Below are 16,048 nucleotides of genomic sequence, written 5' to 3'. Positions count from 1 at the left end.
AAGACGTGGATGGCCGGGACAAGCCCGGCCATGACGAAGAAAGACGTCAGCCGTGGTGTTTGGCCACGTGCGCAGCAAACGCGTCGATATAGGCCTGGAGGACGGGCTTCAGAGATTCCTTGATCAGGTTCCCCTCCGCATCGAAGGCATCGCCGACCGCGTTCAGATAGATCTCCGGCTGCTGCAGGATCGGTCCGGCAATGCCCGGCAGGATGTTCTGCAGCGTCTTGGCGGCGCTGACGCCGCCGAGCGGGCCCGGCGAGTTCGAGATGATGCCGACCGGCTTGCCGTTGAACGAGCTCTTGCCATAGGGGCGCGAAGCGACGTCGATGGCGTTCTTGAGCACGCCCGGGATGGCGCGGTTGTATTCGGGGGTGACGAAGATCACGCCGTCCGACTTCTGCAGCTTCTCGCGGAAGGACAGCCAGTCCGCGGGCGGCGCGCCCTCGAGGTCCTGGTTGAAGAACGAGATGCCTGCCAGCGTGATGACCTCGAGCTTGAGCGAGGCCGGCGCGAGCTTTGCGAGCGCGTTGGCGACCTTTAGCGAGAAGCTGTCCTTGCGCAGGCTGCCGGCGATCACGACGATGTTGTAGGCCATGGATTGTCCTTGAGGGCTTGAGCGGAAGTTCCGGGGCGGCACTTAAGCGATCCCGACCGATGGATGCAAGTGCATGAACCGGTCCCGTTTGGAAACGCTGAGTTTCTCGAAAGCAGATGGTCGCTACGATCCAAAAACAATCAGGCCGCCCGAAGGCGGCCTGATGTTTCTCGCAAACCCCTGGCCCGGTTCAGATCGTCGGATTCCAGGCCGACGGGATCAGGCGGTATTTCGCGCCGTCCTTCTCGACATGCCCCACCGAGGGGAAGGTGAAGTGGAATCCGATCACGGTCGCTTTCTCGGCTGCTGCCATGTCGTAGAATTTGTGGCGGGTGGCCTGCGCCAGTGCCGGATCGTTGTCGAACGCCACGTGCCAGTCCGGATTGCGCAGGAAGAACTCCGGAATGTTGGTGACGTCAGACTGGATCAGCACCTTCTTGTCGCCGGAGGCCACCGCGAACGAGGTATGACCCGGCGTATGGCCGGGCGTCGCGATCGAGGTGATGCCCGGCGCGACCTCCTTGCCCCACTCGTACTTCGTGACCTTGGATTCGAGGCCGGCAAAGGTCTTCTTCACGTTGGCGAAGTAGTTCTTCGTCATGTCGTTCGGAGCCTTGGCCGCGTTCTCGTCGCTCGCCCAGAACTCCCAATCCTTCGCCGGCACCATGATCTCCGCATTCGGGAACGCCAGCGCGCCGTCGGCCAGACGAATGCCGTTGGTGTGATCGGGATGGAGATGCGACAGCAGCACGATGTCGATGTTCTTCGGGTCGACGCCGGCAGCGGCGAGGTTCTGCAGCGTACGGCCGACCGCGCCCTTGCTCGGCTCGAGATTGGCAACGCCGTTGCCGGTGTCGATCAGGACCAGCTTCGAGCCGGTGTTGATGAGCTGGGGGTTGAACGGCACCGTGACCATGCCCTTCGGCATGTACGCCGCCTCGCCTGCGGCCAGCGCTTCCTCCTTCGGCAGGTTGACCACGAACTTGTCGGGCATCGGGAAGGTGCGCGCGCCGTCGTTGATCGAGGTGCACTCGTAGCTGCCGACCTTGTAGCGATAGAAGCCGGGCGCCTGCGCCCCGCTTTGCGGCACCGAGGCACTGGCAGTGGTCGGTCCAAGTCCGGTTACGGCCGCCGCGCCCATAGCGGCAGCGCCCGCGAGCAAGTCGCGGCGATTCAGATCAGTCATGGAAGTGTCCCCTTCTGTGCTTTGCGGTTGCCCCGCTTTCAATTGCGGCGCGAATGTTCCCGCGCTTCGCTCAGAAGGCAAGTCCTTCTTTGGATGGTGTGCCGTGGCACATCACGAAGATTTATTCGGGTTGATGAGGAATTTTTCGCCGGTGGCCCGTTTGGCATAGACCGCGATGTTGGCGGGATCGAGCGCCTCGGTCAGCGACACCACCTTGGTGTAGTGGCTGGCGAAGGTCGTCTTCAATTCGTCGACGACGCGCTGGCGCAGCCTGGCTCCGTCCGCCTGCCCGATCTTCATCAGGAACGGAAACAGCAGCCAGCCGCCGACGCCCCAGGCCATGCCGAAGCCGCGCGGCAGCTCGATCGGGCGGATATCGAGCGCGCCGTAGACGTAGACCTGCTTGTGCACGTTGGAGCCGTAGCGGCTGTATTCCTTGGCGGTCTTGTTGATCGCGGCTTCCATGCAGTTGAGGATGTCGCCGGCCAGCTTGCCGCCGCCGATGGCATCGAAGGCGATGGTGGCGCCGGTCTCGACCAGCGCATTGGTGAGATCGCCGAGGAAGCTCGGTGCGGTGGAATCGACGACGTATTTGGCGCCGATCTTGTGCAGGATGTCGGCCTGCTCCTTGCTGCGCACGATGTTGACCAGCGGAATGCCGTCCTTGATGCAGATCTTGTTCAGCATCTGGCCGAGATTGGAGGCGGCCGCAGTATGCACCAGCGCCTTGTGCCCCTCGCGCCGCATGGTCTCGGTCATGCCGAGCGCCGTGAGCGGATTGACGAAGCAGGAGGCGCCTTCGGCCGGCGTGGTGCCCGCCGGCAGCGGCAGGCACTCGCGCACTTTCAGCGTGCGGTACTGCGCGTACATCGCTCCGCCGATCATCGCGACGGTCTTGCCCATCAATGCTTTCGCGGCATCGGACGAGCCGGTCTTGATGACGACGCCCGCGCCTTCGTTACCAACCGGCATGGCTTCGTCGAGCCGGCCGGCCATCGCCCGCATCGCGCCCTCCGGCACCTTCGCGGTGATGACGGGAGCGTCCTTGGTGCCGGACGCTTTCGCCGTGCTCATATCGGCCGCGCCGACGAGGAGGCCGAGGTCGGACGGGTTGATCGGCGCCGCCTCGACGCGGACGACGACCTCGTCCGCCGCGGGCTCGGGAGTCGGCACGTCGACGAGCGAGATTTCCAGTTCACCGCTCTTCTTGATCAGCGAACGCAGTTGCAGTCCGGTCTTGCCGTCGCTCATGTCGATCCTCCCCTGTCCTAGCTGGAGCGCCGGCTTATGCCAGCGCCTTCAATGCCGCCTTACCGCCGTAGAGTGCCTGCTTGCCGAGCTGTTGTTCGATGCGCAGGAGCTGATTGTATTTGGCGGTGCGGTCGGAACGCGCAAGGGAGCCGGTCTTGATCTGCCCGCAATTGGTGGCGACCGCGAGGTCGGCGATGGTCGAATCCTCGGTCTCGCCGGAGCGGTGCGACATCACCGAGGTATAGCCGGCCTTGTGCGCCATCTCGACGGCAGCGAGCGTCTCGGTCAGCGTACCGATCTGGTTGACCTTGATCAGGATCGAATTGGCGCGGCCGGCCTTGATGCCTTCGGCCAGGCGCTTGACGTTGGTGACGAAGAGATCGTCGCCGACAAGCTGGCACTTCTTGCCGATGAGGTCGGTGAGCTCCTTCCAGCCGTCCATGTCGTCTTCCGACATGCCGTCCTCGATGGTCACGATCGGATAGCGCGACACCAGGTCTGCGAGGTACTTGGCCTGCTCGGAGATCGAGCGGGTCTTGCCCTCGCCTTCATAGACGTATTTGCCGTCCTTGAAGAACTCGGTCGAGGCGCAGTCGAGGCCGATCACGATGTCGGTGCCGGCCTTGTAGCCGGCCTTGCCGATCGCGTTCATGACGAATTCGAGCGCGGCGTCCGCCGACGGCAGGTTCGGGGCGAAACCGCCCTCGTCGCCGACATTGGTGTTGTGGCCGGCCTTCTTCAATTCCGACTTCAGGGTGTGGAACACCTCCGCGCCGTAGCGCAGGCCCTCGGCAAAGGACGACGCGCCCACGGGGAGGATCATGAACTCCTGGAAGTCGATCGGATTGTCGGCATGAACGCCGCCATTGATGATGTTCATCATCGGCACCGGCAACAGACGCGCCGAGGTGCCGCCGACGTAACGATAGAGCGGCATGTCGAGCGAGTTTGCGGCAGCCTTGGCGCAGGCAAGCGAGACGCCGAGGATGGCATTGGCGCCCAGCCGGCTCTTGTTCGGCGTACCGTCGAGGTCGATCATGATCTGGTCGATCTGGGCCTGCTGCTCGACATCGAGGCCGCTCAGGGCCTCGAAGATCTCGCCATTGACGGCGCCGACGGCCTTGGTGACGCCCTTGCCGAGATAGCGGGCCTTGTCGCCATCGCGCAGTTCCACCGCCTCATGGGCGCCGGTGGAGGCGCCCGACGGCACCGCGGCACGGCCGAGCGCACCATCTTCCAGCACGACGTCGACCTCGACGGTGGGATTGCCACGGCTGTCGAGAATTTCGCGGCCGATGATGTCGATGATGGCGGTCATGATGTGCACTTCCGTTCGTTAGGGCTGATCGGTGCCGGGGGTCTTACACGGGCCGCAAGCAAATGTGAACGCTTGGACGGCGTGCTTCGACTGACGCGTGAGCGGGCTCGGACTATCCTTGAAGTCGCCTGCTCTGCGCGTCCAACCTCAATCTGAAACAGTCGGGGTAACGCCATGAACCGCCGCCAGTTTCTTGCCTCGAGCGCCGCCCTCCTCGCCGTTCGCCCAAGTTTTGCGCAGGAAGGCCTGTTCCGGACAAAATATTTCCCCATCAGCGCCGGCATCGGCCTGCACGATCTCGCCCCCGCTCGCGACGGCACGGTCTGGTTCACGGCGCAGGGCAAGGGCATGCTGGGTAGGCTCGACCCCCGGGATGGCAGTTTCAAGACAGTCAGCCTCGGCCAGGGCGCCGCACCGCACGGCGTGACGATCGGCCCCGACGGTGCCCCCTGGATCACCGAGGGCGGCCAGAACGCGATCGCCCGGGTCGATCCCGGCGATCTCAAGGTCACGCTGTTCCGCCTGCCCGAGAAATTCGCCTCCGCCAATCTCAACACCGGCGTGTTCGACAAGGACGGCACCTACTGGTTCACCGGCCAGTCCGGCTATTACGGCCGGCTCAAGCCGGGATCGGGCGAGATGGACGTGTTCAGGGCGCCCAGGGGTGTTGGCCCCTACGGCATCGCGGTGACGCCCAAGGGTGAGGTCTGGTACGCCTCGCTGGCCGGCAGCCATATCGCGAAGATTGATCTTGCGACCGGCAATGCCGCCATTGTCGAGCCGCCGACGCCGAGCCAGGGGTCGCGGCGGGTCTGGTCAGATTCGCAAAGCCGGATCTGGGTCAGCGAGTGGAACAGCGGTCACGTCTCGGTGCACGATCCCGCCAACGGCTCCTGGAAAACCTGGAAGCTGCCGGGCGATCGCCCTCGCACCTATGCCGTCTATGTCGACGACAAGGACAAGGTCTGGCTGACCGATTTCTCCGCCAATGCCATCGTCCGCTTCGATCCCGCGACAGAGCGGTTCAACGTTTTCGCCAGCGACAAGGCCAATGCCAATGTGCGCCAGCTCGACGGCCGCCCGGGTGAGCTCTGGGGCTGCGAGTCCGGCAACGACCGGATCGTCATGATCCAGACGATCGCGGCTGGTTGACGACGGCGACATTTGCGTCCATCCCGGCACCCTCTGGAGCGCGATCTTATCGCGCTCCGGTTTTTTAGTTGAACATGATCTTTCGGAAAACCGGTGCCCACTTTTCCGGATCATGCTCGAACAGGATGTGACGACGATGGCGAAGAAATCCCTCCAGCTCGGCCGCGCGGTCGAATGGCCGCACACACCGGAAGAAGCCCAGCTCGACCGCGTGCCCAATCCGCAAAAGGGCACGGACTATCTGGTGCGCTTCACCGTGCCGGAATTCACCTCGCTTTGCCCGGTCACGGGACAACCGGATTTCGCGCATCTGATGATCGACTACGCGCCCGGCCCGTGGCTGCTGGAGTCGAAGTCGCTCAAGCTCTACATCGCGAGCTTCCGCAATCACGGCGCATTCCACGAGGACTGCACCGTCATGATCGGCAAGCGCATCGCGAGCGAGATCAAGCCGAAGTTCTTGCGCATCGGCGGCTACTGGTATCCGCGCGGCGGCATCCCGATCGACGTGTTCTGGCAGACCGGCCGCGTACCGAAGGGATTGTGGGTGCCGGAGCAAGGCGTCGCGCCGTATCGTGGACGGGGTTAGTTGGAGACGAATGACGATGACATCGATATCAGCAACATTCCGCAACATTGCCTTCGGCGTTCTAACCGTCCTGTGGCTGACCGGCGTGGCCGAAGCTGCCGAGGTCCATGTGATGATCTCGGGCGGATTGACGGCTGCCTACAAGGCGCTCGTGCCGGAATTCGAGAAGGCCACCGGCAACAAAGTGCTGACGGAATATGGGCCGTCGATGGGGACGACCACCAATGCGATCCCGGTCCGGCTGGAGCGCGGCGAACCCGCCGATGTCCTGATCATGGTGGGCTATGCCCTCACTGACCTCGCCGGCAAGGGCAAGGTCGTGGCCGGCAGCCAGGTCGACCTCACCAGATCGCCGATCGGCGTTGCCGTGAAATCGGGTGCGCCGAAGCCGGACATCGGCTCGGTGGAGGCGGTCAAGCGCGCGCTGCTGGCGGCGAAGACGATCGCCTATTCCGACAGCGCCAGCGGCGTCTACGTTTCGACCGAGATGTTTGACAAGCTCGGCATCGCCGACGTCATGAAGGACAAGGCACGAAAGATTCCGGCAACGCCGGTCGGCGAGATCGTCGCGCACGGCGAGGCCGAGCTCGGCTTCCAGCAGATCAGCGAGCTGAAGCCCGTGAAGGGCATCGACATCGTCGGACCGCTGCCGAACGAATTGCAGAAGATCACGATCTTCTCGGCCGGAATCGCGGCCGGTTCGAAGGAGCCCGAAGCCGGCCGTGCCCTCATAAAATTCCTCGCCTCCCCCGCCGCGCGCGAAGCGATCATCGCAAGCGGGATGGAGCCGATCCCGGCGGGGGGCGCGAAGTGAGGCAGGCCTACTCCACGCGCTGCTCCTGACACGCCCTCAACAGATTGGCTTCGCCACTCTTAGTCAATCGGAGGCTGCTGAGGTCTTCTTGACCGGACCGAGATCGCGCGCCGGATAGTTGGCGCCGGATTCGACGATGTGTCGTCGCACTGCTGCAACGAGCGCGGCGAGATCGCGAGACTCGATCGCATCGACGATCTCGACATGGTGTGCAGCACTTCTCTGCAGCTCGGCGTTCGAGGGCCACAAAGCAATCGGCCCTGGTCTGGCGCGATTTCTGATTTCCACGATGAGGCTGGCGAGCGATTGGTTCGTTGCATGGCGATAGATCTCGTCGTGAAAGGCTGCGTTGGTATTTGCCTGATCCGCCTTGCTGCCGCGCGCCACAGCATCTTCGAAGATTTGCTGAGCCTGCTTGATCTTCTCGAGTTCGTCGGGACCGATATTCGGTAGCGCCTGCCTTGCCGCTTCAACTTCGAGCAGCGTGCGGATCGCCAATATCTCGCGAACGACGTTCAAGTCGGGTTGCGCGACCCGGTATCCACGATTTTCGACGTGCGTCACCATCCCGCTTGCGGCGAGCTGAGTCAGCGCACTGCGAACGTCAAACCGTTTGGCAGCGAAGGCTTCCTCCAGGTCGATCTGGCGCAGCCATTCGCCGGGCCGGTAGTCGCCTTGCAGGATGGCGGCACCGATTTCCGCCGCCAACAGCCTCTTCTGCTCCTTCCGTACTTTCATGGCTGCTTCCCTTTTTGGAGCGCTTGACTCACCGCAACTATTGCGCACAAATTGGCGCCAATAAATGTACATAACAAATCGCGGCGGCCGGAGGAACAGTAGATGTCGAGCATCGATCGTAGAAGCTTAATGGTGATGTCGGTTCTCGGCGCCACGATGGGGCTCCGGGGCACGGCCCAGGCGGCGCCGAACGGGTATCCCGAGAATTATCAGAAGATCATCGACGACGCTCATAACGAGGGCAGCCTCCTCATTTACTCGATTATGTCGCCGGAAAACTGGCGTCCCGTGATCGAGGGCTTCAACAAGCTCTACCCGAAGATCAAGGTCGAGACCCTGGATCTCCCCGCCTCCCGCGAGAGCTTCGAGCGATATCTGGCCGAGCGGAGCACCAACAGCCGCACCTGCGACCTCATCGCGACGGCCGATCCGGGCGGATGGATCGATTTCCAGGAGCGCGGTGAAGTCCTCGACTACGTATCGCCTGAAGCGAAGGCCTGGCCGGATTGGTCAAAGCCGTTTCCCGGCGTCTACACCGTCTCGTCCGACCCCATGGCGCTGATCTGGAACAACACGCTGGTGGCCGACGGCAAGCGTCCCAAGACACTTGCCGAGTTCGTCGAACTTGCGGTCGCAAACGAGAAAACCTGGCGCAACCGCATCACCAGCTACGGCGTGCATCAAACAACTTTCGGCTACGGCATCAGCTACGCGTTCGTGAAGAAGCACGGCGAAAAGGCCTGGGACTGGTTCGCCCAACTTGCAAAGCTTTCGCCCCGATTCGAGCGTTCCGGCGGCCCAATGACCGAGAAGGTCACCTCCGGCGAATACACCATGGGCTTCTTCGTTTCGGCCATCACCTTCTGGCCGCGCCTGAACGATCCGGCGCGGGCAAAGATCCTCGGCTGGAGCTTCATCGGAGACGGTCAGCCGGTCGTGCTGCGTGGCATCGCGATTCCGAAGGGATCGAAGAACGTCAACGCAGCAAAACTGATGCTCGACTACGTCGTCTCGGAGGACGGTCAGCGCGCATTCGGACGGGGCGGCCTGACGCCGGCACGCCCCGGTGTGAAGCCGGGTGACGGAATCCGCCACACCTACTCGTCGATCGTGGAAGCCGTCGGCGAGCAGAACATCTGCTACATCGGCTACGATCGGGACGCGGTGCGGGACTACGACAGCTTCCTCGCGCGCTGGAAAAAGACCTTCAATGTCGCTTGACGCAAGCAGCGCGCTGGGGTCGTCGGCCGCGGACGCCCTGCCGAAGCCGCTGCCCGGCCGCGATACCGTCATCCAGTACGGCATGGCGCTGCTGACAATTGTCCTGATCGCAGCGCCTCTCCTGCCCGTTCTCTATCAATCCTTCCTGGATCGTGCGCTCTACGATTCCGGCCAGCAACTGACGCTGGGCAATTTCGGGCGCCTGCTTCGCACCGACGGCTTCGCGCTCGTCATCTGGAACACGTTCGTGTTCGCCACCCTCACCACTGTGATTTCGCAGACGCTGGGCACGCTGGCGGCGGTGCTGTTCGGCCGCACCGACATGCCGTTTGCCCGGTTGTTCGGCGAGCTCTTCCTGTGGCCGATCTATCTCTCGGCGCTGGTACTGTCGTTCGGCTGGTACACGATCTACGGACCGGCCGGCTACCTCACGCTTCTGGTTCAGTCGATCTTCGACGGCGCGCCCTGGAATCTCTACTCGCTGCCGGGCATGGCGATGATCGCGGGCGTCTCGCAAGCACCAGTCGCTTACATCTACTGCATGTCGTCGGCCTCGATCACCGATCCGACTTTGGAGGAAGCCGCGCGCGTGACCGGCGCCGGCACCTTGAGGACCTTGTGGCGGATCACGCTGCCGCTCCTCATGCCGGCAATCGCCTATAGTGCCGTGCTGAACTTCACTGTGGGACTGGAGCTCCTCGCAATTCCGCTGGTGTTCGGAGATCCCGCCGGCATCACTGTGCTGACCACGTTCCTCTACAACAACGGCGTAGCGTCGGCCCGCCCCGACCACGGGCTGGTGGCAACGGCTGCCGTGCTGATGCTTGCCGTCGTCTGCGTGTTGGTGTGGCTACAAGGACGCCTGCTCGGCAATACAAGGCGCTTCGTCACGCTCGGCGGCAAGGCCACGCGACCGCGCCCTTTCCGCCTGAACAACCTGCGCTGGCCGCTTTGCATCGTCTCGGCGATCTACATCACCGCAACTGTCGTGATGCCGATCGGCGCGCTGCTGCTGCGCGCCTTCACGAGCCTGCTGTCGCCGATGGTGCCGATCAGCGAGGTGCTGACGCTCGGCAACTTCGCCAACATGCTCGAATACCCGGTCTACCCGCGTTCGATCTGGAACTCGCTGATCGTCAGTTCGGTCGGTGGCGTCGTCGCCACTGCGATGGTCGCCCTGATCGCCATCATCGTGCTGCGGTCCGACTTCCGCTGGCGTGGCGCGCTACACTACGTCGCGCTGTTTCCCCGTGCCGTGCCCGGCGTCGTCGCCGGCATCGGTTTCTTCTACGCGTTTGCGCTCGTGCCTGGCCTGGGCGGCCTCCGAAACACGATCTGGATTCTGGTTGCCGCCTTCACGATGCACTTCATTCCTGTGGGGCTCGGTGCGGTTGCTCCGATGTTGTTGCAGATGAGCCCGGACTTCGATCGCGCCGCCCGTACGCAGGGCGCGGATTGGTGGACGACGAGCCGGCGCATCGTTTTGCCCTTGCTGCGCCCGGCGCTGGTGGCCTGCTTTATCATCCTCTTCATCACGTTCTTCAAGGAATACACGACAGCGATCTTCCTGTTCGCACCCGGCAGCGAAGTGATCGGGACCACGCTGCTCCAGGCATGGACGCAGGGCGAGGTCGGTCTGGTGTCCGCGCTGGCGACCGTCCAGATCCTGGTCATCGGAGTCTGCGTCACGGCGGCGCGCGCTTTTCTCGGAGTGAAGCTTTATGGCTGATTTGCTGATCGAGAACCTGCACAAGCGGTACGGACCGGTCAAAGCGATCGACGACGTCAACATCCACGTTGCCGATGGCGAGTTCGTCACGCTGCTGGGGCCGTCAGGGTGCGGCAAGTCAACAACGCTCGGCGCCATTGCCGGACTGGATCAACCGACGAGCGGACGCATCCGCGTCGGCAACAAGACCTATTTCGACGGCGAAAAAGGAATCTTCCTGCCGCCGGAAGCGCGCCATTGCGGGCTCGTGTTCCAGAGCTACGCTTTGTGGCCGCACATGACGGTCTATGACAACGTCGTGTTTCCGCTCAAGCTGCGCAAGGTATCGACTGCCGACTGCAAGCGCCGCGTCGAGGAGAGTCTCGCTCTCGTCGAGATGGAGCGCTTTCAGGACCGCTATCCGCATCAGCTCTCGGGCGGCCAGCAGCAGCGTGTCGCGCTCGCACGAACGCTGGTCTACCAGCCCGAAATCCTCCTGCTCGACGAGCCCCTGTCGAATCTCGACGCAAAGCTGCGCGATCGCGCCCGGACCTGGCTTGCCGAACTGCGCACGCGCCTCGGCCTGACGACGATCTACGTGACGCACGACCAGGTCGAAGCGCTGGCACTGTCCGACCGCATCGTGGTCATGAATGGCGGCCACATCAGCCAGATCGGCTCGCCCCAAGAGATCTACACGCGGCCGGCAGACAGTTTCGTCGCCGACTTCATCGGAACGACCAATTTCCTGAACGGCGACGTGGTCGGGGCGCCCGACGGCGATGGACAGACACTGGTCAGTCTCGCCGATGGTCAGCGCGTTCTGATCAAGTCCGACAAACGTCCATCCCTGGGCGACAAGGTCACGTTTGCCTATCGCCCCGAGCAGATGCGCCTGGCGGCGGCCAACGATCAGGCGATCGGAGGTTCGATCGTTGAAGCCGACGTGGTCAGCCATTCCTATGTTGGCGGCCGATGGCAAATCGGATTGAGCGTCGGCGGAAATCAGATCCGCATCGAAACCCAGGAGGCAACGACTGACCGCCAGTTGCGCCTGTGGCTGCCTGTCACCGGCGGCATCCTGTTTACAGAACGGAACCATGGCAAATCCCACTGACGCCACCTCTCCCGAAAGCGGACTGCATCAGGCCGATTACACCCCCGGTGTCCGCGGCCCGCTGACAGGGCTCCGCGTCATCGACCTCTCGAGGCTGGTCGCAGGCAATCTGCTCACCCAGCATCTCGCCGACTTCGGCGCCGACGTCATCAAGGTCGAGCCGCGCGAAGGCGATACGCTGCGCGGCTGGCGCACCAAGGGTGTCGAGACCAACTGGAAGATCCATTCGCGCAACAAGCGCAGCATCTGCCTGGAATTCCGTCACGACGAAGCGGTGCCGCTGATCCGCAAGATGATTCCCGGCGCCGCGATGCTGGTCGAGAGTTTCCGTCCCGGCACGCTCGAGCAGATGGGGCTCTCGCCGGAGGAACTGCTGCGGCTAGAGCCCAAACTCGTGATCGTTCGCATATCGGGATGGGGGCAGACCGGCCCCTATCATCGCCGGCCCGGCTTTGGGACGCTGGTGGAGGGCTTCTCCGGCTTCGCCGAGATGAACGGCTTCCCCGATCGTGAGCCGGTATTGCCGCCTATGTATCTGGCCGATGCCCTGTCCGGTCTCACCGGAGCGTTCGCCGCGATGGCGGCCCTTCGGGAGGTCGAGATCAACGGCGGAAAGGGACAGGTGATCGACCTGCCGCTGCTCGACCCGATCGTCAACTCGCTCGGGCCTCAGGCGGCAAATTACCGTTTGACCGGCGTGGTCAAACCGCGCAGCGGGAGCCGCTCGAGCGGCTCGGTACCGCGCAATGTCTACCGCACGCTCGATGGCGGCTGGGTTTGCCTGTCGGCATCCACGCAAGGCATGGCGATGCGGGTGCTGCGTTCGATCGGCCGCCCGGAGCTCTGCGAGGATCCAAAGTTCAAGACCAACGAGCAGAGGCTCGTCCATGTCGCCGAACTCGACAAGATCATCGGCGATTTCATCGCGACACGAACGGTCGACGACAACGTCGCCTTCTTCGAGGCGGCCGAGGTCACGATCGGTCCGGTCAACGACACCGTCCGCTTGATGAACGATCGCCACGTGCAGGCCCGGGGACTGCTGGCCGACTATCCCGACGAGGACATGGGAACGTTCCCGATGCACGCCGTCCCGGTTCGCCTGTCCGAGACGCCCGGAAGCATCCGGACGCCTGCGCCACGCCTCGGTCAGCACAGCCGCACCATCCTGGCCGAAGCCGGCCTCAGCCCTGACGACATCGATGCCGCCCTCGCCTCGGGCGTTGTGAAGGAAACCAGCACATGACAGTTGAACGAAAATTCCCGGTCTGGCGCTCTGCGCTGTTCGTACCCGCGAACGTCGAGCGGTTCGTGGTCAAGGCCGTCGAGCGCGGCGCGGACGCGCTGATCATCGATCTCGAGGACAGCGTGCCGCTGGCTGAAAAGGCCAACGCTCGAAAGCTGATCCCGGGCATCGTGAAGCGCTTTCGCGACACCGGAAGTTCGGATGTCATGGTGCGGATCAACCAGCCGCTCGAATTGGCGGTGCCCGATCTGGAAGCGGCTGTCATCGCCGGCGTGGACGCGATCAAGATCACCAAGGTCGAAGGCGCCGAGCATCTGCGCCTGCTCGACGAGATGGTGACCAGACTGGAGATCGAGCGCGGATTGCCCATCGGCAATATCTGGTTTGTCGGCCTGATCGAGGCGCCCGGTCCTCTCTGTAGGGCTCACGAGATCGCGCGATCGATCCCGCGGCTGGCCGGCATTTCACTGGGTGCGGAAGATTATGCCACCGCCATCGGCGCCAAGCCGACGGAGGAAACCCTGTTGATGCCGAAGCAACAGGTCGTGCAGGCAGCCCGCGCCGCCGGCATCATGCCGCTCGGCACCATCGGCTCAGTCGCCGATTTCTCCGATCTGGAAGGATACACAAGGATAGTCAGGCGCTCTGCGGACTTTGGCTTCGTGGGCTCTGCCTGCATCCATCCGTCGCTGGTGCCGATCCTCAACGAGGGTTTCAGTCCCTCCGCCAAGGAGGTAGCGGACGCCGAGCGTGTCGTTGCGCTCAACAAGCAAGCGGCCGCCGAGGGACGCGCATCCTTCGCCATCGACGGCAAGATGATTGATATTCCGATCGTGCAGCGAGCCGAAGCGCTGCTCGAGCGCGCGCAAGCAATCGCCGCCCGCGCGCATCGCCCTCGTTGATTGTGCTACCCCAGCGCGGCGCGAAGCGCCGTCTCTGGTGGCCAAGGAGAGCGCGCGCCAGCTTACGCCACCGCCCTCACCTTGCTGATAAAGCCGTCGACCTCCGACGTCAGCGAGGTCGACTGGCTCGACAGGTTGGCGGCGGCCTTCAGCACGCCGGACGCGGCGCGGCCGGTCTCGTTCGCCGCTGACGACACGGTTGCGATGTTGCGGGTGACAGTCGAGGTCGCTTCCGCCGTGTGCTGCACGGTGTTTGCGATCTCGGCGGTGGCCTTGTTCTGCTCCTCGATGGCGGCGGCGATGACGCGGTTGATGCTCGAGACCTCCTCGATGGTCTTGACGATGCCGTCGATCGCCGAGACCGCCTTCTGCGTCGCCCCCTGGATCTCCGTGATCTGGGCGCTGATCTCTTCGGTCGCCTTCGCCGTCTGGGAGGCCAGGTTCTTCACCTCGCTCGCCACCACCGCAAAACCCCTGCCGGACTCGCCGGCTCGGGCTGCCTCGATCGTTGCGTTCAGCGCCAGCAGATTGGTCTGGCCGGCGATCGAGGTGATGAGGCCGATAACCTCGCCGATGCGATCGGCGCCGTCGGCAAGCGCGCGCATGGTGCTGTCGGTTTCCTTGACGGTGACGACCGCCTGCTCGGTGGCGCGCGTCGCCTGCTCGACCTGACGGTTGATCTCGCGGATCGAGGCGTTGAGCTCCTCCGCCGCGGCCGCCACGGTCTGCACGCCGCCGCCGACCTGGTCGGCCAAGGTCGAGGCCGAGCCGGCCTGGGTCTGGGCCTCGGCCGCCGTGCCCGACATCGAGCGCGCGGTCGTCTCCAGCTCGCCCGACGCGCTCGACAGCGTCTGTACCATCTGGCCGATGCGGCTTTCGAATTGCCGCACGAGGCCGGACAATTCGGCTGCACGCTTCTCCTTGTCGGCGCGCTCGACGGCCTGGTCGCAGGACAGGCGCTCGGCGTTGATCATGGCCTCCTTGAACACCTGGAGCGCCGCGGCCATGCGGCCGATCTCGTCGTTGCGGCCGAGACCCGGCACCTCGCCGGCGAAATCATGCGCCGCGAAACGGGTCATGACACCGGTGATCGCGGTCAGCGGCTGGGTGACGCGGTTGCGCATCAGCATCAGCCCGCCGACCGTCAGCGCCAGCGAGGCCGGCACCAGCAGGCCGAACAGGATCAGGCTGACGCGGGCGCGCGAGGCACCGTCTTCGGCCCGCGAGATCATGTTGGCGAGCGCGGTTTGTGTGACGATCACGACATTGTTGGCGCCGACAAGCTGACGATCGCGGTAGTCGATGCCTGCGACGCCGGCGGGCTCGCCGGCGAGCAGCTTGGTCGCAATGGCATTGCGTTCGTCGCTGAGCGCGCCGGAAATTTCCGGCTCGGCGTTACGGATCGCCTGCAACAGCTCGGGCGAGGCCACATTCGGGCTGAGATCGCGCACGACCACCCAGGACTGCTGGATGCGGCCGCGCAGATCGGCGAAGGTGACACCATCGGCCGCGGTCCAGGTCTTGTTGGCGAGGATCGAGGAGAACTGGATCAGAATGGTTTGGCCGGCATTGGCGCGGGCCTGCCAGGAGGCCTGCTTGGCGATCAGGAGGCGATCGACCACGGGATCGATCAGCGTCATCGCGTTGTCGACATGGGCGGTGACGTCGCCGATCGCGTCCATATAGGCGTCGCTGATCCTGGCCCAGCTCGGTTGCAGGTTCGCGTCACGCGCCGCCTTCTCCTGCTTCAGGGCAGTGACCGCGCGCGGCCGCAACTCCTCGAGCTGCGCCCAGATGCCGCGGAGCTTGTCGAGCTTTTCGGCAAGACCGGGCGCTTCGGCAGAGGCGAGGCTCTGCAAGGCCTGCGCGCAGTTCTTTTGCACCGTGGCTCGCTGCTCGGCGAGGCTGCTCATGACGCTGTCGGGCGCGGGGGCAGCCGACGCCAGATAGCTCAGCGTGTCACCGCGCTCCAGGCGGAAAATCACGAGCGTATTGGTCAGGTCGCGGCTGGCGACCGCGAGCGAGACGATGCGGTTGCTGTCCGAGTAGCGGGTGACCGCGAGCTTCAGCGCATAGGCGCAGATGACGACGAGGACGAGACCGAGAGATCCAACCACCGCCCCGAGGATGCGGGCGACCGAACGCTGCTTTTGCATCGACTGATCCATATTGCCGCCAAGACGCGGTTCGCGGGCAATCTACGGAGCG

At 64.0% G+C, this 16,048-nt stretch carries 14 protein-coding genes; 8 read left to right on the top strand and 6 right to left on the bottom strand.

Going from position 1 to position 16,048, the window contains the following annotated elements; translation table 11 throughout:
- Positions 1 to 46 precede the first annotated feature (46 nt).
- The 4 genes from AB7G19_RS20335 to eno all read right to left on the bottom strand — a co-directional run bounded on the left by AB7G19_RS20335 (position 47) and on the right by eno (position 4,353).
- Positions 47 to 598 carry an NADPH-dependent FMN reductase gene (locus AB7G19_RS20335; protein WP_354097618.1) on the bottom strand — a complete coding sequence of 184 codons (552 nt, stop codon included), beginning with the start codon at positions 596 to 598 and terminating at the stop codon, positions 47 to 49.
- 190 nt (positions 599 to 788) lie between these two features.
- Positions 789 to 1,784: an MBL fold metallo-hydrolase gene (locus AB7G19_RS20330; protein WP_354096050.1), complete on the bottom strand. Its 996-nt coding sequence runs from the start codon at positions 1,782 to 1,784 to the stop codon at positions 789 to 791.
- Positions 1,785 to 1,895: 111 nt separating this feature from the next.
- Entirely contained in the window at positions 1,896 to 3,035 is a 1,140-nt protein-coding gene (locus AB7G19_RS20325; RefSeq protein ID WP_354097619.1) for a zinc-binding dehydrogenase, read from the bottom strand.
- Between the two features lie 34 nt (positions 3,036 to 3,069).
- Positions 3,070 to 4,353, bottom strand: coding sequence for a phosphopyruvate hydratase (gene eno, locus AB7G19_RS20320; protein ID WP_028149603.1), 1,284 nt, complete (start codon positions 4,351 to 4,353; stop codon positions 3,070 to 3,072).
- Between the two features lie 174 nt (positions 4,354 to 4,527).
- Between eno and AB7G19_RS20315 the strand changes: the two genes are divergently transcribed.
- The 3 genes from AB7G19_RS20315 (at position 4,528) to AB7G19_RS20305 (ending at position 6,908) form a co-directional block, all read left to right on the top strand.
- Positions 4,528 to 5,505 carry a Vgb family protein gene (locus tag AB7G19_RS20315; protein ID WP_247305205.1) on the top strand — a complete coding sequence of 326 codons (978 nt, stop codon included), beginning with the start codon at positions 4,528 to 4,530 and terminating at the stop codon, positions 5,503 to 5,505.
- Between the two features lie 112 nt (positions 5,506 to 5,617).
- Positions 5,618 to 6,094, top strand: a complete 477-nt coding sequence (queF, locus tag AB7G19_RS20310) for a preQ(1) synthase (RefSeq protein ID WP_041960296.1) — start codon at positions 5,618 to 5,620, stop codon at positions 6,092 to 6,094.
- A 16-nt stretch (positions 6,095 to 6,110) separates the two neighbouring features.
- Entirely contained in the window at positions 6,111 to 6,908 is a 798-nt protein-coding gene (locus AB7G19_RS20305) for a substrate-binding domain-containing protein (protein WP_441268035.1), read from the top strand.
- A 63-nt stretch (positions 6,909 to 6,971) separates the two neighbouring features.
- On the opposite strand, the gene AB7G19_RS20300 is transcribed toward AB7G19_RS20305, so the two are convergent.
- Complete coding sequence (locus tag AB7G19_RS20300) at positions 6,972 to 7,646, bottom strand: GntR family transcriptional regulator (RefSeq protein ID WP_354096053.1); 675 nt, start codon at positions 7,644 to 7,646, stop codon at positions 6,972 to 6,974.
- A 102-nt stretch (positions 7,647 to 7,748) separates the two neighbouring features.
- Between AB7G19_RS20300 and AB7G19_RS20295 the strand changes: the two genes are divergently transcribed.
- Genes AB7G19_RS20295 through AB7G19_RS20275 form a run of 5 tightly spaced genes read left to right on the top strand, consistent with a single transcriptional unit; the run spans position 7,749 to position 13,840 of the window.
- The gene (locus tag AB7G19_RS20295) at positions 7,749 to 8,867 is read left to right on the top strand and encodes an ABC transporter substrate-binding protein (RefSeq protein WP_354096054.1); all 1,119 of its coding nucleotides are present in this window, start codon (positions 7,749 to 7,751) and stop codon (positions 8,865 to 8,867) included.
- On the top strand, positions 8,857 to 10,596 hold the full coding sequence (locus AB7G19_RS20290; protein WP_354096055.1) for an ABC transporter permease: 1,740 nt from the start codon (positions 8,857 to 8,859) through the stop codon (positions 10,594 to 10,596). Before AB7G19_RS20295 ends, AB7G19_RS20290 begins: the two co-directional genes overlap by 11 nt.
- Complete coding sequence (locus tag AB7G19_RS20285; RefSeq protein ID WP_354096056.1) at positions 10,589 to 11,692, top strand: ABC transporter ATP-binding protein; 1,104 nt, start codon at positions 10,589 to 10,591, stop codon at positions 11,690 to 11,692. The genes AB7G19_RS20290 and AB7G19_RS20285 overlap by 8 nt, the downstream gene beginning before the upstream one ends.
- A complete protein-coding gene (locus AB7G19_RS20280; RefSeq protein ID WP_028156065.1) occupies positions 11,676 to 12,938 on the top strand; it encodes a CaiB/BaiF CoA transferase family protein in 1,263 nt (420 codons plus the stop codon). The genes AB7G19_RS20285 and AB7G19_RS20280 overlap by 17 nt, the downstream gene beginning before the upstream one ends.
- Positions 12,935 to 13,840 (top strand): HpcH/HpaI aldolase/citrate lyase family protein, encoded by a 906-nt coding sequence (locus AB7G19_RS20275; RefSeq protein WP_354096057.1) that lies wholly within the window; start codon positions 12,935 to 12,937, stop codon positions 13,838 to 13,840. The genes AB7G19_RS20280 and AB7G19_RS20275 overlap by 4 nt, the downstream gene beginning before the upstream one ends.
- Positions 13,841 to 13,902: 62 nt before the next feature.
- On the opposite strand, the gene AB7G19_RS20270 is transcribed toward AB7G19_RS20275, so the two are convergent.
- Positions 13,903 to 15,996, bottom strand: a complete 2,094-nt coding sequence (locus AB7G19_RS20270) for a methyl-accepting chemotaxis protein (protein ID WP_441268034.1) — start codon at positions 15,994 to 15,996, stop codon at positions 13,903 to 13,905.
- Between the last annotated feature and the right edge of the window lie 52 nt (positions 15,997 to 16,048).

It is taken from the genome of Bradyrhizobium sp. 215_C5_N1_1, assembly GCF_052075935.1.
Classification (GTDB): domain Bacteria; phylum Pseudomonadota; class Alphaproteobacteria; order Rhizobiales; family Xanthobacteraceae; genus Bradyrhizobium; species Bradyrhizobium barranii.
The sequence above is the reverse complement of the archived record's forward strand: the minus strand, read 5'-3'. Positions and strand labels throughout refer to the sequence as shown.